Raw genomic sequence first — 23716 nt, 5'->3', positions numbered from 1 at the left:
GCAAGCGCCCCGGCCGGCGGCCGGGGAATTCTTATTGCTGATCGTCGATTTGGGGTGCAGGAGGGTAGGGCCCGTTTCCTGCCGTAGGGCTATAAGGTTGAAAGAGGATGGGACGACGGCCACCCAGCACTTCGATAAGGGAGTTGCGCACAATGCGCTGTTCGGTGTCTTCGTCGCTCCATCCCTGCGGGATGTAGCTTCCGTCCAGGATGTCCAGTTGCTCGACCTTGAAGTTTAGAACTTGCGCGATCTCGGAGATCAGCTTCGTAAGAAGCCGTTGCCGCTGTTTGATGACCTCATCGAAAATATGCTGGGAGGTGTCAGGTGTGAGGTGTTCGTTCAGCTTCCTAAAGTAGTCTTTCCACGCCGCAATGACCTTTTCATCGTGCGCGAATTCTATCTCGATTAGGTTGAGAGCCCCAACATGGTCGTAGTGGATCGGCATCTTTCTGGTGCGCATAAGTGTTCGGAAGATGTCCATGCGCCGACCTACAACGTCCTTTCGTTCGTCGGACCTCCGAGTGATCCAAACAGCAAGTAGTGGACCTGCTATGGCGGCCGCAGCCGCGACGATACCTACCAGCATCGCCTCGCTCATCAGGCATCCCTCAACTTTTTGAAAATCACATTCACCGGACCCATGGGCGTCCTGACAGCGACAGGCTGACCATTGCCGAAGTGCATTGGAAGGGTCGCGGTAATTGACTGCGTCATAGATTGCGCCAGTGATTGGCCGGTAACCAGGGTTCCTCCAGCTGGAACAGTAAGATCTACTCGGATGTCGATATTGTCGCCCACCGCCTCATAGGTGCCGTCGTAGGTTCCGCCGGTGGCATCGGCACCGACTATAGTTCCATCCTTCATAACAATCACCGCATGCCCGAAACCGGCAACGCCTGTGTAATATAACGCGTAGAAGCCTTGCATATGCGAATCCCTACCGACCTTCTGGTTGGGTATGATGAGAGCCATCGGTTCGCCTAGCAAGCGTCAGCGGACCGGTGCCACGCTGCTTTCGCTGTTCCTCCGGTTTTCTCGTGAAACCGGAGGACCGCATGCCCACTTACAACCTTCTTGTCGTGTTTGACGAAATCGACCCTGACGCCCGCCGCGCGGCCGAGATCCTCGACCAGTGCAACGATTGTATGGTGTCGCTGCGATACCACCGCGAAGATATCGTATATTTCGGCTGGTCGGTGGTTTTCCTCGCCCCGCCGCCTGCCCCGGCCACGCTGCACAGGGCGCTTTATGAAGCCGATGCTGTGGGCGTGTTTGCGACGCACCGACCGCACATCCGCCCGCCGGCGCTGATCTGGGTTGCCGGCGCAACCCTGGTCGAAGCCACAGACAAGGCGCTGGGTTTCCGGCCCACCCCTGTTCCTGTTTCCCCGCGATGAGAAAACAGGCGATGTGGCCGCCCTGGGTGTCGCATTCCTGCTGCATGATGTATGCGGCGCCCCGCCGATCCCCACATTTCGATTTGAAATAACTGCTCGAAACGGGCACAACAGAACGAATAGAGAAAGAGTCCGAGCATGTCCGCAGCCGCTGACCTCCAAAAATTCCTTGGCGATGATCGGTTTGCGACGGTCATGGCTGACCCGCCCTGGCGATTCCAGAATCGCACCGGAAAGATCGCGCCGGAGCACAAGCGGCTGGCGCGCTACCCAACGATGGAGCTGGATGAAATCTGCGCCTTACCCGTTGCAAGGCACCTCGAGAAGCGCGCGCACTGCTACTTATGGGTGCCCAACGCACTGCTGCCTGACGGTCTGCAGGTGATGAAGGCTTGGGGCTTCGAATATAAAAGCCACATCGTGTGGGAGAAAATCCGCAAAGATGGTGGCCCAGACGGCCGCGGCGTCGGCTTCTACTTCCGGAACGTGACCGAGATCCTCCTGTTTGGCGTGCGCGGGAAGGACATTCGGACCTTGGCCCCAGGCCGGCGCCAGGTTAACTACATTGAGGCGGAGGAGCCTGGGCTGCCCGAAAAGGTCGAGCCGGACGGAGACCTCTTGAAGACCCGGAAGCGTGAGCATAGCCGGAAGCCAGACGAGCAGTATGACATCATCGAGTCGTGTTCGTGGGGGCCATTCCTAGAGCTGTTCGGGCGCGGCAAGCGGCCTGGATGGACCGTCTGGGGCAACCAAGCAGATGACGACTACAAGCCGTCGTGGCCCACATATGCTTACAACAGCAGCGTGACGGCGGCTGAATAAGCTTGATTTCGGTTCCGACTATTATGCTACTATCGAACGGCCGGGGAAACCCGGCCGTTCTTTTTTGTTGGAGGCATCGTGGCCGAACGGGATGAGGTCTGGCACCCCGGGAGCTTCACCAAGAACTTTTCTTGGGGTGGCGGTGCTGGATTGTCGGAGTTGCATTCTGTGATTCGTGCTGGTTTCGCGGATACGTTGGAGGATGTCCCCCGCGCTCTGTTCCGAGAAAGAATCGCCACGTCAGGACGGCCAGACTACATCCCAATGAACTTCTTCTTGTTCAACCGAGTGGTTGACGGTGAAGATATTATTGTAATCGACGAACTGGTTTTTCAGGCGCTGTGCTGGGACCACAGCTTGGCATTTGACCGGGTAGCTCTCTTTGCTTTTCTTTTCAGCTATGTCGGGCGCTGGAAGGGCTCGAAGGATTATCAACGTCGCCCAGCAATGTGGGCCAATGCATACGTTGTTAACCGCATAGCAAAAGATCTTGATTGGGATGTGGTGAAAGTCACTGCCGATGACATTGAACGATATGTAGCGGCAGATCCAAGATATAAGGCAGAGACTACCAGGAAGCTCGCAACCAACCTGAACTACCTCCTTCATATCGGACATGTGGAGGATTTTTCGGATCGAAGGGTCACCCGGTGGTGGGTAGATTGCCTTTTTCTCGCGCTCGATCGCCTAATAGAGGATGCCGGACTTGGAGGGAAAAAGCCCTCGTCGTCCGAGTATCAGTCGCTCCTAGTAAATAGCGATTTCTTCAAGCTGACCGGTGAACGAACACTTGAAAAGGATTTGGCGCTTCAAAAGCTAGTATATCTTTATTTTACTCTTGGCGGTCGATCGCGCTTCTACGACGAAGTCGTGAGAAGCAGGGTGCAAGAGTTGGTGCCAGAGCAGGTTCAGATCCGACTAAACGACCATCGTCCGAGAGGAGCTGTTCATCCTACAAATCCACGCATACTCAAAAGCATTCCACCCTGCTGTAGCCAACTAGCCTACCTGGCAGGGTTTCAAGTCATCACACCGGATGAACTGGAAAACTTCGATGCACTTGAGTTTGTGAAACAGCGCTCAAATTGGGCACTGGCAGCTATAGAAGCAGACGGCATCGAGCCCACGATGTCGATAGAGGAGCTGCTAACGATGACTAGGGCAAAATGACAACGCTTCTCGACACCAATATCATTAGCGCCCTGACAGAGCGAAATCATAGATTCCACGAGTGGGCAATGGAAAAGATGGCAGAGCGGCGCCTAGACGGACCGACCGCAATCGCAGACATTGCTTACTCCGAAGCGTCAATAGTTTTCGAGACATCCGCCGATCTAGATCTTATCTTGATGCGTTTTGGGATCGACCGCATCAGGGCAAGCAATAACGCACTTTTTCGTGCCGGGCGCGCGTGGATGGAGTATAAGCGTCGGCATAAAGGACAGGTCAAGAAAGGCGTTCTTCCAGACTATATGATTGGCGCTATAGCGGAATGTGAGCAGATTCCTCTGATGACGACCAACCCTGGCGACTACGCAACCTATTTTCCGGACGTTCCGCTAATTCAACCACCTGCAGAATTGATGGCCGGCCAACGCACTGCTGATCCTATAGTTACCGAGGTTCAGGCGCCTGGCTATTTGGACGATCTTCTAGGTCCCTAATCACTCTTCAATAACTCCGATGGGCAGCCCGATCAGTAGCAGCGGACATGGGTTGCCCACACCGCGGCTGATGCGGTCCTCGAGCTTGCGCCAGTGTGTCGTGGCCTGGCCGAACTTGTCTGCGACGAACTGCTTGGCGAATGCCTTTGCGAAGGGCTCTTGGGCGTCTACGCGGCGCTGGACGGCTTCCTTTTGTCGGGCTGTCCGGTCTTTCATGTTCATGTTGGCGACCATGTCGGCTTCGTCGATATAGCCGTGCTTCTGTATGCACCGCTCCACTAGCCCCAGCATACCGTCTTGGAGGCTGGCGCCGCGGGTGATGAGCACGCCCACGCTGATGGCGGATTGGGCATGGAGACGCTGAAAGTTTTCCAGATCCCGGTCGAAGAAGGGATCCTTGTTGTTCCATTCGATTTCCAGGGCGATGGTGCCGCCCCCTTCAACGCGCCGGACATGGTCGATCTCATGGCTCGCGGCCACCCGTTCCACCCCATCCACCATCAGGCGAAACTTGAAGTGATGCTTGGGCCAGCCTGCACCGTAGAGGGCTTTTTTCAGCCGTTGGGTTGATTGCGCCTCGCCACCGCCCGATCCGATCAGTTCTTCGGCAGGTATTTTCACCGCCAGCAGGATGTCTTCTAGCTCCTGTGCGATGTCGGGGTAATCGACGGTCAGGATGGCGCCGGCATGGTTGCGGATGGCGATGTCAAAGCCAGCGTTCTTCAGTCGTTCAAACATAAGTCCCTCGGATTTATCCGTGAGACTACAAGCTGATTCAGGCCAAGGCAAACCTATGCGGTCCCCTGTTCCCCCTGATGAGGAACAGGAGCACGCTATGTCTGCATATGACGACATCACCGCGAAAATCGTTGCTGCAATCGAGTCCGGCCTAACCACCGGCAAAGGGTATCGCATGCCCTGGCACTCCCAGTGCGGCCGGCCTGTCAATGTGGCCACGGGCCGGGTGTATCGGGGCATCAACGTCTTGATGCTCTGGGGAGAGGCCCAGGATAAGGGCTTTTCGTCGCCGCTGTGGGGCACGTTCAAGCAGTGGCAGACCAAAGGCGCGAAGGTTAAGAAGGGCGCCAAGGCATCGTTGGTGGTCTTTTGGAAAGACCTGCCGGCGAAAGGCGAACAGGAGGGCGACGAGGAAGAAGCCGGCAAGCGGTTCGTTCTCAAAACCTCTTGGGCTTTCAACGCCGCCCAGGTGGAGGGATATGAAGTCGACGGCGAGCCTGCGGCGCCGCACGAGCCCAGCGCGGCCGAGCGCCTCATCGCCGCGGCCGGCGTTGATGTCCGCTTTGGCGGCGGTCAGGCTTACTACCACCCCCGGCTCGATTATGTCCAAATGCCAGCGCCTGGGGATTTCGTGTCGGTGCCAGCGTTCCAGTCCGTCCTGCTGCACGAAGCCGCCCATTGGACCGGCCATCAGTCCCGCTTGGAGCGCGAGTTCGGGAAAAGGTTTGGGGATTCCGCATACGCGATGGAAGAGCTCGTGGCGGAGTTGAGCGCGGCCTTCCTCTGCGCTGACCTGGGCGTGTCTAACCAGCCGCGCCTGGACCACGCCGAGTATGTGGCGAACTGGCTGCAGGTGCTGAAAAACGACTCCCGCGCCATCTTTTCCGCCGCCAGTGCTGCGACAAAAGCGGCGGATTTCCTGCTACATTTTCAAGCGGCTGAAAATAAACAGGAAATAGCCGCGTAGGTTTTGGATTGGGCCGGTCTTTCTCTATTTCTCGGGTATCAACAACACAACCCGGAGAGACATCATGGACCGCTTTCAATCTTTCACACTAGGATTGGCCCTCGGCATGGGCATCATCATGTCGGTCGTTGCAGGGGCCGCCCACGCCGAGGCATCCGACGGCACCCGGGTCGCGGTGCCAGCCGTCCGCGCCCCTGCATCCATTGCATCGGGAAAATTCTGTGGAAAGCTGCTCCACAAGGACAAACGCCCGATGGACCAGATCCGGCTCACAAACCTGGCGTCGGTGCACGCGGAGATGACCCGTGAGCGTCCGTTTTCGGACTATGTGCGCCGGGGCGCGGGGGACGGCATCTATCATGGCTACGTGCTCTGGGGGTATGACCCGAAGCTCGGTTTTTCACCGATTTACTTCGTGCCTAGCAACGTGCCCACCGACGAATGCTGAGGGTGGCCGCTATGAACTTTTACAGCATTCCCGGCATCCGCGCGCCGTTCCTGTCCGACCCCAAGGTTCGACGGGAGTCTGAAGACCGTGCCATCGCCCACCTGCAAGCCTTGGAAGCCCGCTATGGCGCCGGCCAGCACGGCAAGGACGGGCGTGTCCGTTTCCGCAGCGGTGAGGATGTCGCATACCGCATGGTGCGCGACGGCTACGCGGTGCCGACGCTCGACCGCAAGGACTTGGTGAAGACCCACCATGCCGCACAGCGCGCCCAGCGCGGCGCTTGGACTGTGGAGCCTGTGATCGCGCTGGCAGGGCGATGCACGCGCGCGGTCATCAACGCGTCGGACGAGCTCACCAGATAAAAGTCCGTTTTGGCCGCCTCATTTTTTGGAGGTGGCCGAAAACGGAACCATCTTCTTATCAACACCAACGGAGAGCATCATGGCTGGCAGCGTCAATAAAGTTATCCTCATCGGCAACCTGGGCGCTGACCCGGAAGTCCGGTCTTTTCAAAATGGCGGCAAGGTCGCCAACCTGCGCATCGCCACGTCGGAGAGCTGGAAAGACAAACAGACCGGCGAACGCAAAGAGCGCACTGAATGGCACAGCGTTGCCATCCACGCAGAAGGCTTGGTCGGCGTTGTCGAGCGCTTCTTGAAAAAGGGCAGCAAGGTCTTCATCGAAGGCAAGCTCGAGACGCGCAAATGGCAGGACCAGGCAGGCAATGACCGCTACTCCACCGAGGTGGTGATCCGTCCGTTCAGCGGCACGCTGGAAATGCTCGACGGGCGCCGCGGCGCGCCGGCGGATGATGTCCGCCGCGACGCTGGCGCCGGGGCTCCACATACAAACAGCCGACAGGCTGCCACGGGCGCGGCGGGCACATCATACGACGACGAGATACCTTTCTAATACGGGGCACTTTCCAGCCGGGAAACAGCGCCTGGCACACGCACTTGCTGAACGCCGCGCCCCGTCTCCATGTTTAGCGGCAAGCAGTGAAAGCGCGATTGGCCATCGAGATAGGCCACCGTCCGGGCGGTATATCCCGGAAGATTTTCTGGGGTGCTCTCCGAGGGGAGGATGCGGGGGTCCATGGCCCGCATGGCTTTGGTTCGAGTCCAGAGGCCCCCGCCAATCCCAACCCGGGGGGATTGCACCGGGACATGCTGGCGCGAACGCATGGGCGAAGTGTCGCGCGATAGGGCGGTTCGGATGGGGCCGCCCTTTTCCATTCCCATATCATAGGAGGCCGCCAATGTTCTGGTGGGGTCGAGTTAATGCCGTGTTCGCCATCGTGGCGTTCGGTGGGTCCGTCATTGCTGCCTTGAATGGCGCCTGGGCGTTCATTGTCCTGATCTGGCTGGCGATCATCATCCTTCGCGTCATCCTGGTAATCGTGAACACCGTATGGACCGCGGTCGTGGGCTGGCCCCTGTTCTACGACGTTCAGATTCGCGACCAGCGCCGCCGGGGCAGGGGCGATGAGTAGCTGGGCTCCATGGCGTCGATTGGGCGCCGTTCTGGAGTGCCGTCTGGACCTGCATTTCGCCCTGCGTCGCGCTTCAGGCGCGCCGGAGGAAGAGGTGCGGCGGATGCCTGCCCAAGAAGCGCTGAAGCTCTTCCAGTTACCGGACATTGGGGGCATACAATCACCAGTTGAAGAGGTGCGGCATGACTGATTTGTGGGACACGTGGCACGGCTGGGAGCGCGGCGGTGGGCCACTGGCTGCGGCGTGTCGGCAAGATCTGCACGACCGTGTCTTTGCGTTCGATCGCCGCGCAACGCACGCGGAGAAAGCGGACCTGATGCAGCGGTGCACTGTTTATCCGCAGGCGGCCTGCATTCCATTTTGGGCGTCCGAAGGCCAGGACGTTGACGATCCGCGCATCATCGCCGTGTTCCGAGACGCGCGACCAGAGGAACGCCAGGCCATCGTTCGGCTGCGGGTGGCTCTGGAACAGTGGCAAGCCGCTAATGAAGTCGGTGAATAGAAGGGGCGCCTCCGGGCGCCCTTTTCTCTATGGCGTAGCACTTCGTCTACGTTTCGTTTCTGGATTGCTGATTTCAGTCCTATTTTCCTCTGCGATGAAGAAAGTCGCCAAAGGCATTTATATGAATGATCCATTCACATTCGACCCAACGAAGATGGTATGGGAAACTGGCCGGGATGCAGATGGCCGGTCTTTCCTGGGTGTCTGCTATCGAGTGCCCGGCGTCACGGACATCGGCATGACCCACTATCTGGATGACAGGGTGCTGGCAGACCCTTTGCAACTCGCCGGTGTCGTTGCCCAGGAGACGCGCCGGGTTATTCTGTCGTTCCAGCACATCGTGGCCCGGCTGTCATCGCACGAGAAGCTGGCGTGGCTGGCGGCTTCACGCAGCGGTTGATAAGCTTCCTTCATCGAAGAGGAGAAAGCGATGACGGACAGCAAGGATGACCAACGCCCGGAACCCACGCCTCAAAGTTTAATAGCCGAAGCCGAGACACTGCTCAAAGAGTTGGGGTCGAATGCGCCTTTGTTGCTGCAGGCGCACACCTTGGCCGCTATCGCGAGCGGCGATGTTGTGGGGCTTCAGTCCGTCATCAGGAGGCTGAAAGCGCATATAAAAAGAATGGAGCTGGAGAAGGAGCTGGAGGAGGAACGGCAGAGACCAGTTCCGCCGCCGGGTGGATCCGGTTCAGGAGAAGATGGGCCTCCATAAAGAGAAAGGCCGCCCCGAGGGGCGGCCTTCTTGTGAGGGCCGGTCGCTACTCCGGCTGGGGGTGCTGGCCACGTCTCGCCATCAAATCGCGTGTCTGCTTTCCACGCCGCCTCACTGCCGGTTACGAGTCCGGTGCCGTTGTTCGCTGGGGCACGGCCGGGACACCCCTCCTGCTCAATTCCAGACACGTCGGCCGCTGGCGCCATACCCATCTCCCGTGGCAAGAAACCGGTTGATGGAGGGGCTCGCTTTCCACAGCTCGCCCAGGACACAGGGTATATAGGCCAACGACGAGCCAACCCAAAACGACCCCGCGATTCTTGCGACGAAATCTGCATCCAAATAATGGTTTCTATGCGGCAATCTGTGCGGACAACGCAATCGACGCCGTCAACCCATCCAAGATGCCAGTAAATATTGGTGCACCCGACAAGATTCGAACTTGTGACCTCTGCCTTCGGAGGGCAGCGCTCTATCCAGCTGAGCTACGGGTGCCTGGGGCCGTGAATAACCGCAGCGCCGCCGGGGTGCAACGGCGAAAACGACAGGCCGTCGTCAGCCCGCGCAGATCTGTTGCAGGGCCAGCCATTGTTCATCGGTCAGAAGCGGACGGGCAGGGGGATTGTCGCGGAACGGATCGCCCTCGATCAAAGGCAGGACGGTCTGCCCCGTGGGGTCGATGGAACGGGCATAGGGTTCCGCCGGAATCCCGCGATCCGACAATGCGGCCAGCAGATCGGCATCGGCGGGACGAGGGGTGGGTTGCAGCAGCATCGCGGCGCCATATCCCGCCATCGCGTCGCGGGACATATGGCCCAGGGTCATCAGCCGCAGCGATGCAGGCAATCCGGCATGGGCGATGGCGACCGACCGCAAATCCGCATCATCGCTGGCAAGCTGGGCCGCGACCAGATGCGCCGCAGCCACCTCGGGGCCGGGGGCGGCCCGCAGCAGGTCGTTGCCGATGACATACAAGCCGCCCGGCAGGCGGCGCGCGCCGCCCAGGGGGCCGGGGACGACGCGGATGATCGCGCCCGGATCAAGCAGCCGCGGCGCCAGGTGATCCAGCACCGCCTGCCCCGAGGCGCGCGTGCAGACCGCGCCCGCGGTCTTCTCAAGATCGGCAAGGATTGCCATGCCGATGTCGCGCGCCTGCGCGGGCGGTGCGATGCGGGCGGCATGGGTCATCAGGGCGCCCGGCAGCCAGAAGGCCAGTCCCCCCAGGACCATCAGGATCGCCAGGACCAGCAGAACCCCGCGCAGGCGCCCGGAATGGGCGCGATGGCTGGCAATCGCCCCCTGGACCCTGGAAATCGCCTCGATCATCAGCGGGTCGTCGATCTCGACGGTCTCGTCCGTCCCCTCGGCTCCGGGCGCATAGATGGCGGGAAGGCTGCCGGGGTTCAGCTGCACGACCGCAGGCAGGGACCAGTGCGACAGGGGGCGGTCGGTGCCGGGGTCGGACAGGACCAGCGTGGCCTCGCCCAACGCCACGATGACTTCGCGCAGGGGCGCGTCCGGGGTCGCGCGCCACGACCCCTGGGCTTCGAGCCGTTGAAATTTCACAAGCGCGGTCATCGGGTCCGGTCTGCCATCATTCAGGCGACCATAGCGCGCGCCAAGGGCAGGTCAATTGCGCCTGCTGGACAGGTTCAGGCAACCCCTTCGGGAACCCGCATCCCCTTGTCCCGCGCCAGCACCCGCATCCGGTCCTGCAGCTTTTCAAAGGCCCTGACCTCGATCTGGCGGATCCGTTCGCGGCTGACATCGTAGCGGGCCGACAGATCCTCCAGCGTCAGGGGATCGTCGCGCAACCGGCGTTCGATCAGGATGTCCTTTTCGCGGTCGTTCAGCACGTCCATCGCCTGCATCAGCATCTGCCGGCGGGTGTCCAGTTCCTCGGATTCGGCAAAGGCCTCGGCTTGGTTGGCGTCCTCGTCCTCCAGCCAGTCCTGCCATTGGGATGTCGATTCGCCATCCCCCGAACCGACCGTCGCGTTCAGGGACGCGTCGCCACCCGACAGGCGGCGGTTCATCTCGATCACCTCCTGCTCGGTCACGTTCAGGTCGTTGGCGATCTGGGCGACGTTTTCGGGGCGCAGGTCGCCTTCCTCAAGCGCGCCGATGCGGGACTTGGCCTTGCGCAGGTTGAAGAACAGCTTCTTCTGCGCGCTGGTCGTCCCCATCTTCACCAGCGACCAGGACCGCAGGATGTATTCCTGGATGGATGCGCGGATCCACCACATCGCATAGGTCGCAAGACGGAAGCCGCGCTCGGGGTCGAACCGCTTGACCGCCTGCATCAGGCCCACGTTCGCCTCGGAGATCACCTCGGCCTGCGGCAAGCCGTATCCGCGATAGCCCATGGCAATCTTGGCGGCCAGGCGCAGGTGGGACGTGACCAGCTTGTGGGCGGCCTCGCTGTCCTGGTGATCGGCCCAGGCCTTGGCCAGCATGTATTCTTCCTCGGGTTCCAGCAGGGGGAACTTGCGGATTTCCTGCAGATAGCGGTTCAGCCCCTGTTCGGGGCTGGGGGCGGGTAGGTTTCCGTAACTTGCCATGTCGCTGGCCTTTCGCAGATGTCCGGGCAACGCAACCCGCGCGGGCGGGGTTCCGACAACCTGGGACAAGGGTGTTTGTGCCCGGATAAGGGCCTTGGGGTCATTCTGTCTGGAAATCGTGAACAGGTCAGGCGCCAGGGCTTCACGTTCCCGTCAGGCGCAGGGCGTCCAGAAGTGCCTGCATGTCGGCGGGCAGGGGGCTGTCGAAGGACAAGCTCTCGCCCGTCACCGGATGGTCAAAGCCCAGATGGGCCGCGTGAAGCGCCTGCCGGGGAAAGACGCTGACCGCCTCGGCCGCCGCACCAAGCGCCTTGGCCGACGCCCGCCGCGCCCCGCCATAGACCGGATCGCCGATCAGCCCCAGCCCGGCATGGGCCATGTGGACGCGGATCTGATGCGTCCGCCCGGTTTCCAGCCGGCATTCGACCAGCATGGCGACCGGCGGCGTGCCAAAGCGTTCCAGCATCCGTGCCCGCGTGACCGCATGGCGGCCCTTGTCGAAATAGACCGCCTGCCGCTGCCGGTCCGTCGCGTGGCGGGTCAGGCGCGAGGTGATCTTCAGCACCGCCCCGTCCTCGAAGCTGACGCCGGGCGTGCCGCGCAGGCGCGCGTCGGCGCCGTCGATCACCCCATGGGCCAGCGCCAGATAGCGGCGCTGCGCCGTATGCGCCTCGAACTGCGCCGCCAGCCTGTGATGGGCACGGTCGGATTTCGCAACCACCAGCAGGCCGGAGGTGTCCTTGTCGATCCGATGCACGATGCCGGGGCGCTTTTCGCCGCCGATCCCCGACAGCGTGTCGCCGCAATGGGCCAGAAGCGCGTTGACCAGCGTGCCGTTCGGGCTGCCGGGGGCAGGGTGGACGACCATCCCGGCGGGCTTGTCGATGACGATCAGGTCGTCGTCCTCATGGACGATGACCAGCGGGATCGCCTCGGGCCGGGTTTCGACGGGTTCGGGGTCGGGGACGTGGATCAGGTAATCCTGTCCTTCGGCCACGCGGGCCTTGCCGTTGCGGACCACCCCGTCCGGGCCGCTGACGGCGCCGTCCGCGATCAGTTGGGCCAGCCGCGACCGCGACAGGGCCGCAGCCTCTGGCACCGCCAGGGCAAGCGCCTTATCAAGCCGCTCGGGCGGATTGGCCGGGATGGTGACAACAAGGTTCGACATGGACAAGGATGATAGCGACTGGAAAGCGGCGGCGAAAGCGGTGCCGGAATTGCGGCTGCTGCGCTGGCTGGTGACGGGGCTGGCGCTTGTGATGGGCCTTGGCATGATCGCCATCGTCGCGCTGCTGTGGATCCGCTTCAGCCAGCCGGTGCTTCCCGGCCTGCCTGACGCGATCACGCTGCCCGAAGGCGCGCAGGCCCAGGCCGTGACCTTTGCCCGCGATTGGACCGTGGTCGTGACCCACGCGGGCGAGGTGCTGCTGTATGACCGTTCCGGCGCGCTGCGGGACCGGGTTCAGCCCTGACGGCCCGCAGACATCGCGTCCAGCCGCGCCTTCAATTCGGCGTTTTCGGTACGCGCCTTGATGGCCATCTCGCGCACGGCCTCGAATTCCTCGCGGGTCACGAAGTCGCGATCAGCAAGCCAGCGGTCGATCCAGCCCTTCATGGCGGTCTCGGCCTCGGTCTTGGCGCCGTGGGCCACGCCCATGGCATTGGTCATCAGCTTCGAGATGTCGTCAAAGAACTTGTTTTGCGTGGTCATTTGGCCTTCGCCCCCGATACGTGCTTGCCCGCCTATATGGGCTGCGCGGCGGCGGGGTTCAATGCGGTCGATGCTGCAATCGCACAAGACCGCCGCCCGTCCCGCAGGTTGACACCGCGTCCCCGCTGACTAGCGTGCGCCGCGCACAAGCGAGGCCCAATGATCCCTTTTCCGAATATCGCCCCCGAGATCTTCACCATCCATCTGGGCGGGCTGACCCTGTCGCTGCGCTGGTACGCGCTGGCCTATCTGGCGGGGCTGCTGATCGGCTGGCGGATCATCATGGCGATGATGCGCCGCGACCGCATCTGGGGCGACCGGGCGCCGATGGCGGCGGACCGGGTGGACGATCTGCTGACCTGGGTCATCCTGGGGGTGATCCTGGGCGGCCGGCTGGGCTTCGTGCTGTTCTACGAGCCGGGCTTCTACCTTGCGAACCCGGCCGAGATCATCAAGGTCTGGCAGGGCGGGATGAGCTTCCACGGCGGCTTCGCGGGCGTGATCGTCGCCACATGGCTGTTCTGCCGCGCGAACGGCATCCCGGCCCTGCGGCTGGCAGACGCCATGGCGGTGGTCGCGCCCATCGGCCTGTTCTTCGGCCGCATCGCCAACTTCATCAACGCCGAATTGTGGGGCCGCCCGACCGACCTGCCTTGGGGCGTGATCTTTCCGGGCGAGGCCGCGCAAGCCTGCCCCGGCGTGGTGGGCCCCTGCGCCCGCCACCCCAGCCAGCTTTACGAGGCAGGGCTGGAGGGGCTGCTTCTGGGCCTGATCCTGTTCGCGCTGGTCCGCGCGGGCGGGCTGCGCCGTCCGGGTCTGGCCTTCGGGGTCTTCCTGGCCGGATACGGGCTGGCGCGCATGTTCGTGGAACTGTTCCGCGTGGCGGACGCGCAGTTCATCACGCCGGACAACCCTTGGGGCCATGTCATCGGCGGCCCAGTGGTCGGCCTGACCATGGGCCAGCTTCTGTCGCTGCCCATGGTGCTGATCGGGTTGTTCTTCATCTGGCGGGCCTGGCGCCGTCTGGCGGTGGCTGCCGCATGACGCCCCTGGGTGAAATCATTGCAGGACGCATCCGGGCCACGGGTCCGATCACGCTGGCGGACTATATGGAGATCTGCCTGCTCCATCCCCGCTACGGCTATTACGCCACGCGCGATCCCTTCGGCGCCAAGGGCGATTTCACCACCGCGCCCGAGATCCATCAGATGTTCGGAGAGCTTTGCGGGCTGGTGCTGGCGCAGGCCTGGATGGACCAGGGCAGCCCCGCGCCCTTCACCCTGGCCGAGATCGGACCAGGGCGCGGCACCCTGATGGCCGACATGCTGCGCGCGATCCGCAAGGCCCCCGGCATGGCCGAGGCGGCCGAAGTCGCGCTGATCGAGGCGTCCCTGCATCTGCGCCAGATCCAGCAGGATCGGCTTGGCGCGGTCACGCATCTCGACAGCGTCGAGCAACTGCCAGGCAAACCCTTGTTCCTGATAGCAAACGAGTTCTTCGACGCCTTGCCGATCCGCCAATATCAGCGCACCCCGGTTGGCTGGTGTGAGCGCATGGTCGGCCTGTCGGAGACCGGCCTGCGCCTCGGTCTCGGCCCCGTGGTGCAACTGCCCCGCGAGGGCCAGCCCGGCGACGTGGTCGAGGAATGCCCCGCCGCGCCCGCCATTGTCGAAGCCATCGCCCGCGGGATCGCGGCGCATGGCGGCGCGGCGATCTTTGTCGATTACGGCGGCTGGAACGGCTATGGCGACACCTTCCAGGCGCTGCGCAATCACGCCCCCGAGGATCCGCTCGCCCATCCCGGCGAAGCCGACCTGACCGCCCATGTCGATTTCGCCCCCTTGGCCGCCGCGGCGATCCGGGCGGGGGCGGTGGCCTCGCCTCCGATCCACCAGGGCGACTGGCTGCTGTCGCTGGGCGCGGCGCAGCGCGCGGACCGGCTGGCGGCGGCAGGGGACGCGGGCGCATTGGCGGCGCTTCGGCGCTTGACCCACCCGGATGAAATGGGTCACCTGTTCAAGGCCATGGCCATCTGGCCGAAAGGGGCGCCCCCGGTGCCCGGATTTGACGCGCTGAGGCTTCATGCAGACCACGCTTGAGATCCTGACCCATCCTCTGCTTCGCGATGTCAGGCACGGTTTCTTCACCCGCAAGGGTGGCGCATCCTCGGGCCTGTTCGCGGGGCTGAACTGCGGCCGCCGCTCGACCGACCAGACCGAGATGGTGGCCCTGAACCGCGCCCGCGTGGCGGCCGCCATGGGCGTTCCCGCCGATGCGCTGACGACCGTGAAGCAGGTCCATTCCGCCGATGTGGTCACGCTGTCTGATACCAGCGACATTCCGACGGTCGCCAATACCGAGGCCGACGGCATCGTCACCGCCCGCCGGGACGTGGCCCTGGCCGTGCTGACCGCCGACTGCCAGCCGATCCTGCTGGCCGACCCGGATGCGGGCGTCATCGGCGCCTGCCACGCAGGCTGGCGCGGCGCGCGGGACGGCATCATCGAGGCGACGGTCGATGCCATGCGCACGCTTGGCGCCACGCAGATCCGCGCGGTGATCGGCCCCACCATCAGCCAGCGCGCCTATGAGGTGGGCCATGATTTCATGGACAGCTTCCTGGCCGAGGATTCCGCCTATGACCGCTTCTTCAGCGGCGGGCCGAACGGACGGCCGATGTTCGACCTGCCGTCCTTTGGCTTGATGCGGCTGCGCGATGCGGGGGTCGAGGCCGAATGGTCCGGCCATTGCACCTATTCCAACCCCGACAAGTTCTTCAGCTATCGCCGCGCCACGCATGAGGGCGAGGCCGATTACGGCAGGCTGATCTCGGCCATCGCGCTTTGATCCGGGCGGGGCTTCCCCTTGCGCTGCCGGGGATGCGCATCGGCCTGCTGGGGGGATCCTTCGATCCCGCCCATGAAGGCCATGTGGCGATCACCCGGGCCGCGCTGTGCCAGTTCCGGCTGCACCGCGTCTGGTGGCTTGTCTCGCCCGGCAATCCGTTGAAGGCGCGGGGGCCTGCACCAATGGCGGAACGGCTTGCCCATGCCCGGCGGTTGCTGACCGATCCGCGCGTGGTCGTGACCGACATCGAACGGCGCCTTGGCACGCGGATGACGGCGGACACCATCACGGCGCTGAAGCGGCTCTATCCCGGCGTGCGCTTCGTCTGGCTGATGGGGTCGGACAATCTGGTGCAATTCCACCGCTGGGACCGCTGGAAACAGATCGCGGCCAGCGTCCCCATCGGCGTGCTGGCCCGGCCGGGATCACGAACATCGGCCCGCCATTCGACCGCTGCCCAAGCCATGGCGCGCGCGCGCCTGCCGCTGTCGCAGGCGGGGACGCTGGCCCTGCGCAGGCCGCCCGCCTGGGTGCTGCTGAACCTGCCGATGTCGCGCCAATCCTCGACCGCGCTGAGGGCGGGGCGATGATGCACCGGCGCGCCCTTCTGGCGGGCCTTGCCGCCCTGCCGGTGGTGGCGCCGGCTTGGGCCCGTCCGCCCGCCAAGCCCGCCTTTACGGCGGGTCCGGTGGTCGCCACGGCGGGGCTGCCCGGCCTCGTCGCCTATGTGCGCATGGATCTGCCCGGCGACAATCTGGCGGATGCCGCGCTGGCGGCCGCGCCGATGATGCCCGCCAGCACCCTCAAGGCGGTGACGGCGCTGTATGCGCTGGCCAAGCTGGGGCGAATCCGCACCTTCGCCACAAGGATCATTCGCGCGGGGGACATGCTGGTCCTGGTCGGGGGCGGCGATCCGGTGCTGTCCACCGACGATCTTGCGCGGCTGGCGGGCGATCTTGCCGCGGCCGGCCAGCCTGCGCCCGCGCGCTTTGCCGTCTGGGGCGGCGCCCTGCCGCAGATCGAGGAGATCGCGCCACCGCAGGCCGATCACCTGGCCTATAACCCCGCGCTGTCGGGGATGATCCTGAACTTCAACCGCGTGCATCTGGGCTGGCGGCAGGGCGGATCGCAGATGTCGCTGGAGGCGCGGGGTTCGGCCCATTCCCCGCGCGCCTATACGATCACGGCGGCACCGGGCGATCAGGCCGACCTGTTTTCCTGGCAAGAAGATGGCACCCGCGAAATCTGGGCCGTCTCGCGCGCCGCCACCGCGCGCCCCGGCAGCCGCTGGTTGCCTGTTCGCAGGCCGGAACTCTATGCGGGCGATGTGTTCCAGACACTGTGCCGCGCCCAAGGTCTGGTCCTGCCCGCGCCTGAAGTTATCGACGACCTGCCGCCGGGCGAGGTCGTGGCCAGCCATTCCAGCCCGCCGCTGGAGGAGATCCTGCGCGGGATGCTCTATTTCTCGACCAACCTGACCGCCGAGGCCGTGGGCCTGCATGCCAGCGGCGCAACGGATCCCGCAGCCTCGGCCCGCGCGATGATGGCCTGGCTGGCGGAACAGGGGCAGGGCGCGGATTTCACGCTGGCCGATCATTCGGGGCTGTCGCCCGACAGCCGCGTCACGGCGCAGGGCATGGCACGGTTGCTGGCGGGCCCTGGCGTTGCGGCGGGCCTGCCCGACCTGCTGAAGCTGAACCCGCTGAACGAGGATCTGGGCCGCGATCCGGCGCAGGCCGCGCAGATCCGCGCCAAGACCGGAACGCTGAACTTCGTGTCGAACCTTGCGGGTTATCTGCAACGCCCGGATGGCGCGCAATCCGCCTTCGCCATCCTCTGCACGGATGCGCGGCGGCAGGCCGCGACGGCGGGGCAGGAACTGCCCGCGGGCGTGCTGTCCTGGACGCGCGACGCCAAGCGGCTTCAGCGCGACATGCTGGCGATCTGGTCCTGACTACAGGACGCGGTGGCGCACCTGGGCCGACAGTTCGATGGCGGCGGCGTGCAGGCGGGGGATGTTCAACTGGTGCCGGATCTCGGCCAGCATGGCGACCTCGCCTTCATACAGGCGCCCGTCCGCCGCGCCCACGTCGCAGGCCAGGGCATAGGCGGTCTCGTAGAGCTTTTCCGGCAGGGCGTCGCGGATCAGGCCGAACAGGGCGTCGATGCCGTCCTCATCCTCGAACAGGGTCATCACGGTCTGGCTGATGGCGCGGATCCGGTCGTCGTCATATTCGGCAAAGACGGGGTAATGGTCCACGCTGCGCTGGATCGCCACCAGTTCGGACGTGCGATAGGTCTGGTCCGAGGCCAGCACCGCGACCATGACCGCCACCAAGGCATCGCAGGGCGAGAACGAGGGCAGGTCGATGGTCATGGCTGGTCCTCTGGAAATCAGTTCGGGCGCAAATTATTGACGATTGAGCCCCCTTTCAATAAGGCGTCAAGGTCTTGGAACAGGAGAAGACGCCATGACCACCCTGCGCGACGCCGCAATGCAATCGAAGGCCTGGCCGTTCGAGGAGGCGCGCCGGGTGCTGAAACGGTACGAGAAGAAGGATCCCGACAAGGGCTATGTCCTGTTCGAGACGGGCTATGGCCCATCCGGCCTGCCCCATATCGGCACCTTCGGAGAGGTCGCGCGGACCACGATGATCCGCCGCGCGTTTCAGATCATCAGCGACATTCCCACGCGGCTGTTCTGCTTTTCCGACGACATGGACGGGATGCGCAAGGTGCCGGAAAACGTCCCGAACCAGGACATGCTGAAGCAGCACCTGCAGGAACCGCTGACCACGGTGCCGGACCCCTTCGGCGAATATGACAGCTTCGGCGGCCACAACAACGCCATGCTGCGCCGCTTCCTGGATACTTTCGGGTTTGAGTACGAATTCATCAGCGCGACCGAATTCTACAAGTCGGGCCAATTCGACGACACGCTGCTGCTGGCCGCTGAGCGTTATGACGCGATCATGGAGGTGATGCTGGCTAGCTTGCGCGAGGAACGCCAGCAGACGTATTCCTGTTTCCTGCCGATCAGCCCCAAGACCGGTAAGGTTCTGTATGTTCCGATCAAGCATGTGGACGCGAAGAACGGCACGATCACCTTTGACGACGAGGATGGCGTGGAAACCACGCTGCCGGTCACGGGCGGTCAGGTGAAGCTGCAATGGAAGCCCGATTTCGGCGCCCGCTGGGCCGCGCTGGACGTGGACTTCGAGATGTATGGCAAGGACCATTCCACCAACACGCCGATCTATGACGGCATCTGCCGGATTCTTGGCGGCCGCGCACCCGAGCATTTCACTTATGAGCTGTTCCTGGACCAACACGGCCAGAAGATCAGCAAGTCCAAGGGCAATGGGCTGTCCATCGACGAATGGCTGACCTATGCGGCGACCGAGAGCCTGTCCTATTTCATGTACCAGAAGCCCAAGACGGCCAAGCGGATGTATTTCGATGTCATCCCGAAGGCCGTCGATGAATATCATCAGCAGTTGCGCGCCTATCCCGACCAGACGGTGGACCAGCAGCTTGCAAACCCGGTCTGGCACATCCACGGCGGTGAGGTGCCTGCCAGCGACATGGTGGTGCCGTTCCAGATGCTGCTGAATCTGGCGTCCGTCGCGGGGGCGAAGGACAAGGACGGGCTCTGGGGCTTCATCCGCCGTTATGCGCCCGAGGCCAGCCCCAAGACGCATCCGGGGCTGGACCAGGCGGCGGGCTTTGCCGTGCGCTATTTCACCGATTTCGTTGCACCGACCCGGACTTTCCGCGCGCCGACCGAAGTGGAGCGCCGCGCCATGGAGGATCTGGCCGGGCGCTTGGCCGCCTGGGACCAGCTCGCCGACCCCGAGGCGCTGCAGTCGATGGTCTTCGCCATCGGCAAGGACCACGGCTTCGAGCCGCTGCGCGACTGGTTCGCGGCGCTGTATCAGGTGCTGCTGGGCGCCGACCAAGGGCCGCGCTTTGGTGGTTTCATCGCGCTGTATGGGATTGATGAGACGCGGGCGCTGATCGAGAAGGCGCTGGCAGGGGAACTGGCCGAGGCTTGAGGCCGTGACTGGCGAAGGCCCATCGCCTTCGCCACGCGCCGCGTTATCCACCCACGCCGCCGGGCCCAAAGGCACGGCCAGCGCCCGACCCGGTGGGCGTTGGCCTCTCCTGGTCGCGGGATGGTGGCGTTTCCGGCGGCACTGTCACACGCGGGCGGCGAAACGCGATGCGTTTCCTGTTTCCGCCGGACAAGCGCAGCAGATCTCCTAAAGCTTGCGCCGCGCGCGCAGCGCCGCGCTGATCGTGCCGTCGTCCAGGTAGTCCAACTCTCCGCCGATAGGCACACCCTGCGCAAGCCCCGTGACGGTTGCGCCTGAATCCACCAGGGCGTCGGCGATGTAGTGCGCAGTCGTCTGACCATCGACGGTGGCGTTCAGGGCCAGGATGACCTCGCGGATCTTTTCCCGCTCCACCCGGTCGATCAGGGCGGGGATGCCAAGGTCGTCCGGCCCGACCTCATCCAGCGCCGACAGCGTGCCCCCCAGCACGTGATACCGCCCGCCGAAGGCGCGGCCACGCTCCATCGCCCACAGATCGGCCACGTCCTGCACCACGCAAATCTCTCCGGTCGCGCGGGCGGGATCCGAGCAGATCGCGCATTCGTCACGGTCGGTGATATTGCCGCAGGTCACGCATTCGCGGGAATTGACCGCCACGCGCTCCAGAAGCCCGGCCAGTTGCGACATCTGCCCGCTGCGCTTGCGGATCAGGTGCAGCACGATCCGCCGGGCGGACCGTGGCCCAAGCCCCGGCAACCGCGCCATCAGCCCGACAAGCGTCTGGATGTCGTCACTGCCGTCCATTATTCACGGGCCGCCATTCAGAAGGGCAGCTTCATGTCGGCGGGCAGGCCCAGTTCCTGGGTAATTCGAGCCATTTCGGACTGCATCTTTTCCTGTGCCTTGCGCTGCGCGTCCTTGATGGCGGCCAGGATCAGATCCTCGACCACCTCCTTTTCCGAGGGCACGAAGATCGACGGGTCGATTTCCAAGGCGGTCAACTCGCCCTTGGCGGTGGCAGTCGCCTTGACCAGACCGGCACCCGACTCGCCGGTCACGGTGATGGTGTCCAGGCTGGCCTGCATCTGCTGCATCCGGTCCTGCATGTCCTTGGCGGCCTTCATCATCTTGGCCATGTCGCCAAAGCCGCCCAAACCCTTGATCATGTTCTATTCCTCGTCCTCGAAGGGATCCCATTCCTCGACCTCGGCCACGGGGCCCTGGGTCAGTTCGTGCGGGTTGGCGGCGCCATCCGCCACATCCTCGACCTGCGGTTCGGGCGCGGCACGGGTCACGCGCTTCAGCGTGGCGCCGGGGAAGGTCGCCAGCACCTGCTGCACGATGGGCAGTTGCAGGGCGCGTTCCTCGCGTTCGCGCTGCTCCGCCGCCTGCTGTTCGGCAATGGTGGGCGCGCCGCCTTCGTTGGTGACGGTGACCGCCCAGCGTTGCCCGCCGGTCCAGCCGCGCAGGCGTTCGGCCAGCTTCTGCGCCAGATCGCGCGGGGCGTTGCCGCGCGGCTCGAACTCGATCCGGCCGGGGCTGTAGCGGACAAGGCCCACATGCCGTTCGACCTGCACCAGCAGCAGCATGTCTCCCATGCGCCGGATCAGATCCAGGACCGAGGCAAAGTCAGGCCAGGCCGCGAAGGCGTCCGGGCTGACCGCCAAGGCCGTCGCGGCGCCTGACCGTTGTGCGATGACCGGCGCGGGGCGAGCCGCGCGGGGTGCCTGCGCGGGCGCTGCCGGGGCAGCGGAACGCGCGAAATCGCCCGCCGCCTGGGCCTGCTGTACCCGGCGGATCAGCGCCTCGGGGTCAGGCAGGTCGGCCACATGGGTCAGACGGATGATCGCCATTTCCGCCGCCATCATCGCGTTCGGCGCGGCGGACACCTCCTCAAGTGCCTTGAGCAGCATCTGCCACAACCGCGTCAGCACGCGCATCGCCAGACGGTCGGCCAGTTCTTTGCCACGCACGCGTTCGTCCGGCGCGATCGTCGGATCGTCGCCCGCATCCGGCGTGATCTTCACGACCGAGATCCAGTGCGTGATTTCCGCCAAGTCGCGCAGCACGGCCACCGGATCGGCGCCGTCGGCATATTGCGACTGCAGTTCCGTCAGGGCGGAGGCCGCATCGCCGCGCAGGATCATCTCGAACAGGTCGATGACGCGGCCGCGGTCGGCAAGGCCCAGCATGGCGCGGACCTGTTCCGCCGTGGTTTCCCCCGCGCCGTGGCTGATCGCCTGGTCCAGAAGGCTGGTCGCGTCGCGGGCAGAGCCTTCGGCAGCGCGTGTGATCAGCGCCAAGGCGTCGTCGGTGATCTGCGCACCTTCGGCGGTCGCAATGCGGCGCAGCAGGGCGATCATCACCTCGGGCTCGATCCGGCGCAGGTCGAAGCGCTGGCAGCGCGACAGGACCGTGACGGGAACCTTGCGAATCTCGGTCGTGGCGAAGATGAACTTCACATGCGGGGGCGGTTCCTCCAGCGTCTTTAGCAGCGCGTTGAAGGCGCTGGTGGAGAGCATGTGGACTTCGTCGATGATGTAGATCTTGTAGCGTGCGGATGCCGCCCGGTAATGCACCGACTCGATGATCTCGCGGATGTCGTTCACGCCGGTGCGGGACGCGGCGTCCATTTCCAGCACATCGACATGGCGGCCTTCGCTGATCGCCACGCAATGCTCGCAGGTGCCGCAGGGTTCCGTCGTCGGACCGCCCTGGCCGTCGGGACCGATGCAGTTCATGCCCTTGGCGATGATCCGCGCGGTCGTGGTCTTTCCGGTGCCGCGAATGCCGGTCATCACGAAAGCCTGCGCGATGCGGTCGGCGGCAAAGGCGTTCTTCAGCGTGCGCACCATGGCGTCCTGGCCGACCAGGTCGGCAAAGGTCTCGGGCCGGTATTTTCGGGCCAGGACCTGATAGGCAGGTGCTGCGTCTTGGGGCATCGTGGGGTCCGTCAAAGGGTCATGCCGAACCTAGTCGCTGGCACCCGGCGCGACAAGACCCGCCTATTCGGCGGGCTCGGGGACGGTGCCGCGACGCATCTGGCGGAACTTCTCCCAGGCCTCGTTCAGGCGGCGGGTGCGGGCCTCGGCCAGGCGCACGGCCTCGGGCGGCAGGCCGCGCGCGATGGCGCGGTCGGGATGGGCTTCCAGGATCAGGGCGCGGAAACGCTTGCGCGCCTCGGGCAGGGGGGTGTCGAGCGGGATGCCCAGCACGTCGCAGGGCGGGCAGCCGGTCTGGCGGTCATGGCGCAGGCGGATCGCGGCTGTGCGTTCGGCAGGCAGGCCGAAGATGCGGCCGACCTCGTCGATGAACAGGATCTCGTTTTCGTGCATCCCGCCATCGGCCACGGCGATGATGCACAACCCCTCGATCACGTCGGCCAGGACCGGATCTCCCGGGGGGAACATGGCGGCGATGCGGCGCGCCCAGGCATCGAAGCCCGCCACGTCCTGCCGCGCCAGGTCGAAGACGCGGGCGGCGTTCTTTTCCTCGGCGCGCGGGATGATGAAGACGCGGCGGAAGGCCGCGACCTCGGCCCGGCCCACGGTGCCGTCGGCCTTGGCAAGCTTGGCGCCAAGGGCGATCACGGCGATGGTGAAGGCCACCGAGCGTTCGGGCGGGACCGCCGCGCGCGGGCTGCCCAGCAGCGCGGCCAGCCGGTCGCCGATGCGCTGCCAGAAGCTGCGGGGCTTCGGCAGGCAGGGGCAGGGGATATCATTCGCGCGCATGTCCATGGGGACAGGTTAGCCGCTAACGCGCGCCAAGTGTAGGGGCAGGGTGTCGCGGCCGCCGG

General features: G+C 64.2%; 31 protein-coding genes and 1 tRNA gene. 19 read left to right on the top strand and 13 right to left on the bottom strand.

Features of this window, described 5'->3' with window-relative positions; all coding sequences use genetic code 11:
• Positions 1–31: 31 nt before the first annotated feature.
• Both AAIL68_RS06610 and AAIL68_RS06605 read right to left on the bottom strand, forming a co-directional pair.
• The gene (locus AAIL68_RS06610; protein WP_347138848.1) at positions 32–598 is read right to left on the bottom strand and encodes a DUF6680 family protein; all 567 of its coding nucleotides are present in this window, start codon (positions 596–598) and stop codon (positions 32–34) included.
• Positions 598–972: a hypothetical protein gene (locus AAIL68_RS06605; RefSeq protein ID WP_347138846.1), complete on the bottom strand. Its 375-nt coding sequence runs from the start codon at positions 970–972 to the stop codon at positions 598–600. Before AAIL68_RS06605 ends, AAIL68_RS06610 begins: the two co-directional genes overlap by 1 nt.
• A gap of 83 nt (positions 973–1055) precedes the next feature.
• On the opposite strand from AAIL68_RS06605, the gene AAIL68_RS06600 reads away from it, so the two are divergent.
• The 4 genes from AAIL68_RS06600 (at position 1056) to AAIL68_RS06585 (ending at position 3883) form a co-directional block, all read left to right on the top strand.
• Positions 1056–1397 carry a hypothetical protein gene (locus AAIL68_RS06600; RefSeq protein WP_347138844.1) on the top strand — a complete coding sequence of 114 codons (342 nt, stop codon included), beginning with the start codon at positions 1056–1058 and terminating at the stop codon, positions 1395–1397.
• A 138-nt stretch (positions 1398–1535) separates the two neighbouring features.
• Positions 1536–2219: an MT-A70 family methyltransferase gene (locus AAIL68_RS06595; RefSeq protein WP_347138843.1), complete on the top strand. Its 684-nt coding sequence runs from the start codon at positions 1536–1538 to the stop codon at positions 2217–2219.
• A gap of 78 nt (positions 2220–2297) precedes the next feature.
• Positions 2298–3389 carry a hypothetical protein gene (locus tag AAIL68_RS06590; RefSeq protein ID WP_347138841.1) on the top strand — a complete coding sequence of 364 codons (1092 nt, stop codon included), beginning with the start codon at positions 2298–2300 and terminating at the stop codon, positions 3387–3389.
• Complete coding sequence (locus AAIL68_RS06585) at positions 3386–3883, top strand: type II toxin-antitoxin system VapC family toxin (RefSeq protein ID WP_347138839.1); 498 nt, start codon at positions 3386–3388, stop codon at positions 3881–3883. Before AAIL68_RS06590 ends, AAIL68_RS06585 begins: the two co-directional genes overlap by 4 nt.
• Here the strand turns inward: AAIL68_RS06585 and AAIL68_RS06580 are convergent, their stop codons facing one another.
• On the bottom strand, positions 3884–4621 hold the full coding sequence (locus tag AAIL68_RS06580; protein WP_347138837.1) for a BglII/BstYI family type II restriction endonuclease: 738 nt from the start codon (positions 4619–4621) through the stop codon (positions 3884–3886). It abuts the gene before it with no gap.
• 97 nt (positions 4622–4718) lie between these two features.
• Between AAIL68_RS06580 and AAIL68_RS06575 the strand changes: the two genes are divergently transcribed.
• The 8 genes from AAIL68_RS06575 (at position 4719) to AAIL68_RS06540 (ending at position 8746) form a co-directional block, all read left to right on the top strand.
• On the top strand, positions 4719–5588 hold the full coding sequence (locus AAIL68_RS06575) for a zincin-like metallopeptidase domain-containing protein (RefSeq protein WP_347138835.1): 870 nt from the start codon (positions 4719–4721) through the stop codon (positions 5586–5588).
• Between the two features lie 64 nt (positions 5589–5652).
• Positions 5653–6036 carry a hypothetical protein gene (locus AAIL68_RS06570; RefSeq protein WP_347138834.1) on the top strand — a complete coding sequence of 128 codons (384 nt, stop codon included), beginning with the start codon at positions 5653–5655 and terminating at the stop codon, positions 6034–6036.
• A gap of 11 nt (positions 6037–6047) precedes the next feature.
• Positions 6048–6398 (top strand): hypothetical protein, encoded by a 351-nt coding sequence (locus tag AAIL68_RS06565; protein WP_347138833.1) that lies wholly within the window; start codon positions 6048–6050, stop codon positions 6396–6398.
• Positions 6399–6477: 79 nt separating this feature from the next.
• Positions 6478–6948 (top strand): single-stranded DNA-binding protein, encoded by a 471-nt coding sequence (gene ssb / locus AAIL68_RS06560; RefSeq protein ID WP_347138832.1) that lies wholly within the window; start codon positions 6478–6480, stop codon positions 6946–6948.
• A 346-nt stretch (positions 6949–7294) separates the two neighbouring features.
• Positions 7295–7528 (top strand): hypothetical protein, encoded by a 234-nt coding sequence (locus AAIL68_RS06555; RefSeq protein ID WP_347138831.1) that lies wholly within the window; start codon positions 7295–7297, stop codon positions 7526–7528.
• Between the two features lie 182 nt (positions 7529–7710).
• Complete coding sequence (locus AAIL68_RS06550; protein WP_347138830.1) at positions 7711–8031, top strand: hypothetical protein; 321 nt, start codon at positions 7711–7713, stop codon at positions 8029–8031.
• A 94-nt stretch (positions 8032–8125) separates the two neighbouring features.
• Positions 8126–8431, top strand: coding sequence for a hypothetical protein (locus AAIL68_RS06545; RefSeq protein WP_347138828.1), 306 nt, complete (start codon positions 8126–8128; stop codon positions 8429–8431).
• A 30-nt stretch (positions 8432–8461) separates the two neighbouring features.
• Complete coding sequence (locus tag AAIL68_RS06540) at positions 8462–8746, top strand: hypothetical protein (RefSeq protein WP_347138826.1); 285 nt, start codon at positions 8462–8464, stop codon at positions 8744–8746.
• Positions 8747–9164: 418 nt separating this feature from the next.
• On the opposite strand, the gene AAIL68_RS06535 is transcribed toward AAIL68_RS06540, so the two are convergent.
• From AAIL68_RS06535 to AAIL68_RS06520, 4 genes are all read right to left on the bottom strand, one after another.
• Positions 9165–9241 (bottom strand) — tRNA-Arg (locus tag AAIL68_RS06535).
• A 60-nt stretch (positions 9242–9301) separates the two neighbouring features.
• On the bottom strand, positions 9302–10324 hold the full coding sequence (locus AAIL68_RS06530; protein ID WP_347138825.1) for a hypothetical protein: 1023 nt from the start codon (positions 10322–10324) through the stop codon (positions 9302–9304).
• A 74-nt stretch (positions 10325–10398) separates the two neighbouring features.
• Complete coding sequence (gene rpoH / locus AAIL68_RS06525; RefSeq protein WP_347138824.1) at positions 10399–11307, bottom strand: RNA polymerase sigma factor RpoH; 909 nt, start codon at positions 11305–11307, stop codon at positions 10399–10401.
• Between the two features lie 142 nt (positions 11308–11449).
• Positions 11450–12475, bottom strand: coding sequence for an RluA family pseudouridine synthase (locus tag AAIL68_RS06520; RefSeq protein ID WP_347138822.1), 1026 nt, complete (start codon positions 12473–12475; stop codon positions 11450–11452).
• Between AAIL68_RS06520 and AAIL68_RS06515 the strand changes: the two genes are divergently transcribed.
• Positions 12474–12779: a DUF6476 family protein gene (locus AAIL68_RS06515; RefSeq protein WP_347138821.1), complete on the top strand. Its 306-nt coding sequence runs from the start codon at positions 12474–12476 to the stop codon at positions 12777–12779. The two genes, AAIL68_RS06520 and AAIL68_RS06515, sit on opposite strands and share 2 nt — an antisense overlap.
• Here the strand turns inward: AAIL68_RS06515 and AAIL68_RS06510 are convergent.
• Positions 12770–13018, bottom strand: a complete 249-nt coding sequence (locus AAIL68_RS06510; protein ID WP_347138819.1) for an accessory factor UbiK family protein — start codon at positions 13016–13018, stop codon at positions 12770–12772. The two genes, AAIL68_RS06515 and AAIL68_RS06510, sit on opposite strands and share 10 nt — an antisense overlap.
• Before the next feature lie 159 nt (positions 13019–13177).
• Here AAIL68_RS06510 and lgt point away from each other — a divergent pair, with 159 nt between their 5' ends.
• The 5 genes from lgt to AAIL68_RS06485 are packed head-to-tail and all read left to right on the top strand — an operon-like array spanning position 13178 to position 17819.
• Positions 13178–14062 (top strand): prolipoprotein diacylglyceryl transferase, encoded by an 885-nt coding sequence (gene lgt, locus AAIL68_RS06505; RefSeq protein ID WP_347138818.1) that lies wholly within the window; start codon positions 13178–13180, stop codon positions 14060–14062.
• Positions 14059–15117, top strand: coding sequence for an SAM-dependent methyltransferase (locus tag AAIL68_RS06500; protein ID WP_347138816.1), 1059 nt, complete (start codon positions 14059–14061; stop codon positions 15115–15117). The genes lgt and AAIL68_RS06500 overlap by 4 nt, the downstream gene beginning before the upstream one ends.
• Entirely contained in the window at positions 15101–15865 is a 765-nt protein-coding gene (gene pgeF, locus AAIL68_RS06495; RefSeq protein ID WP_347138815.1) for a peptidoglycan editing factor PgeF, read from the top strand. Before AAIL68_RS06500 ends, pgeF begins: the two co-directional genes overlap by 17 nt.
• Positions 15865–16455 carry a nicotinate-nucleotide adenylyltransferase gene (locus tag AAIL68_RS06490; protein ID WP_347138906.1) on the top strand — a complete coding sequence of 197 codons (591 nt, stop codon included), beginning with the start codon at positions 15865–15867 and terminating at the stop codon, positions 16453–16455. The genes pgeF and AAIL68_RS06490 overlap by 1 nt, the downstream gene beginning before the upstream one ends.
• Positions 16452–17819 carry a D-alanyl-D-alanine carboxypeptidase gene (locus tag AAIL68_RS06485; protein ID WP_347138813.1) on the top strand — a complete coding sequence of 456 codons (1368 nt, stop codon included), beginning with the start codon at positions 16452–16454 and terminating at the stop codon, positions 17817–17819. Before AAIL68_RS06490 ends, AAIL68_RS06485 begins: the two co-directional genes overlap by 4 nt.
• On the opposite strand, the gene AAIL68_RS06480 is transcribed toward AAIL68_RS06485, so the two are convergent.
• Positions 17820–18242: a tellurite resistance TerB family protein gene (locus AAIL68_RS06480; RefSeq protein WP_347138811.1), complete on the bottom strand. Its 423-nt coding sequence runs from the start codon at positions 18240–18242 to the stop codon at positions 17820–17822.
• A gap of 94 nt (positions 18243–18336) precedes the next feature.
• On the opposite strand from AAIL68_RS06480, the gene AAIL68_RS06475 reads away from it, so the two are divergent.
• A complete protein-coding gene (locus AAIL68_RS06475) occupies positions 18337–19920 on the top strand; it encodes a lysine--tRNA ligase (RefSeq protein WP_347138810.1) in 1584 nt (527 codons plus the stop codon).
• Between the two features lie 207 nt (positions 19921–20127).
• Here AAIL68_RS06475 and recR read toward each other — a convergent pair whose 3' ends face one another.
• The 4 genes from recR to AAIL68_RS06455 form a co-directional block, all read right to left on the bottom strand.
• The gene (gene recR, locus AAIL68_RS06470; protein ID WP_347138809.1) at positions 20128–20724 is read right to left on the bottom strand and encodes a recombination mediator RecR; all 597 of its coding nucleotides are present in this window, start codon (positions 20722–20724) and stop codon (positions 20128–20130) included.
• Positions 20725–20741: 17 nt separating this feature from the next.
• Positions 20742–21086, bottom strand: coding sequence for a YbaB/EbfC family nucleoid-associated protein (locus tag AAIL68_RS06465; RefSeq protein ID WP_347138807.1), 345 nt, complete (start codon positions 21084–21086; stop codon positions 20742–20744).
• A gap of 3 nt (positions 21087–21089) precedes the next feature.
• A complete protein-coding gene (locus tag AAIL68_RS06460) occupies positions 21090–22862 on the bottom strand; it encodes a DNA polymerase III subunit gamma/tau (RefSeq protein WP_347138806.1) in 1773 nt (590 codons plus the stop codon).
• Between the two features lie 63 nt (positions 22863–22925).
• Positions 22926–23651, bottom strand: a complete 726-nt coding sequence (locus AAIL68_RS06455) for a molecular chaperone DjiA (RefSeq protein ID WP_347138804.1) — start codon at positions 23649–23651, stop codon at positions 22926–22928.
• Between the last annotated feature and the right edge of the window lie 65 nt (positions 23652–23716).

This window comes from Paracoccus sp. SSK6 (assembly GCF_039770665.1).
Lineage (GTDB): Bacteria > Pseudomonadota > Alphaproteobacteria > Rhodobacterales > Rhodobacteraceae > Paracoccus.
The sequence above is the reverse complement of the archived record's forward strand: the minus strand, read 5'-3'. Positions and strand labels throughout refer to the sequence as shown.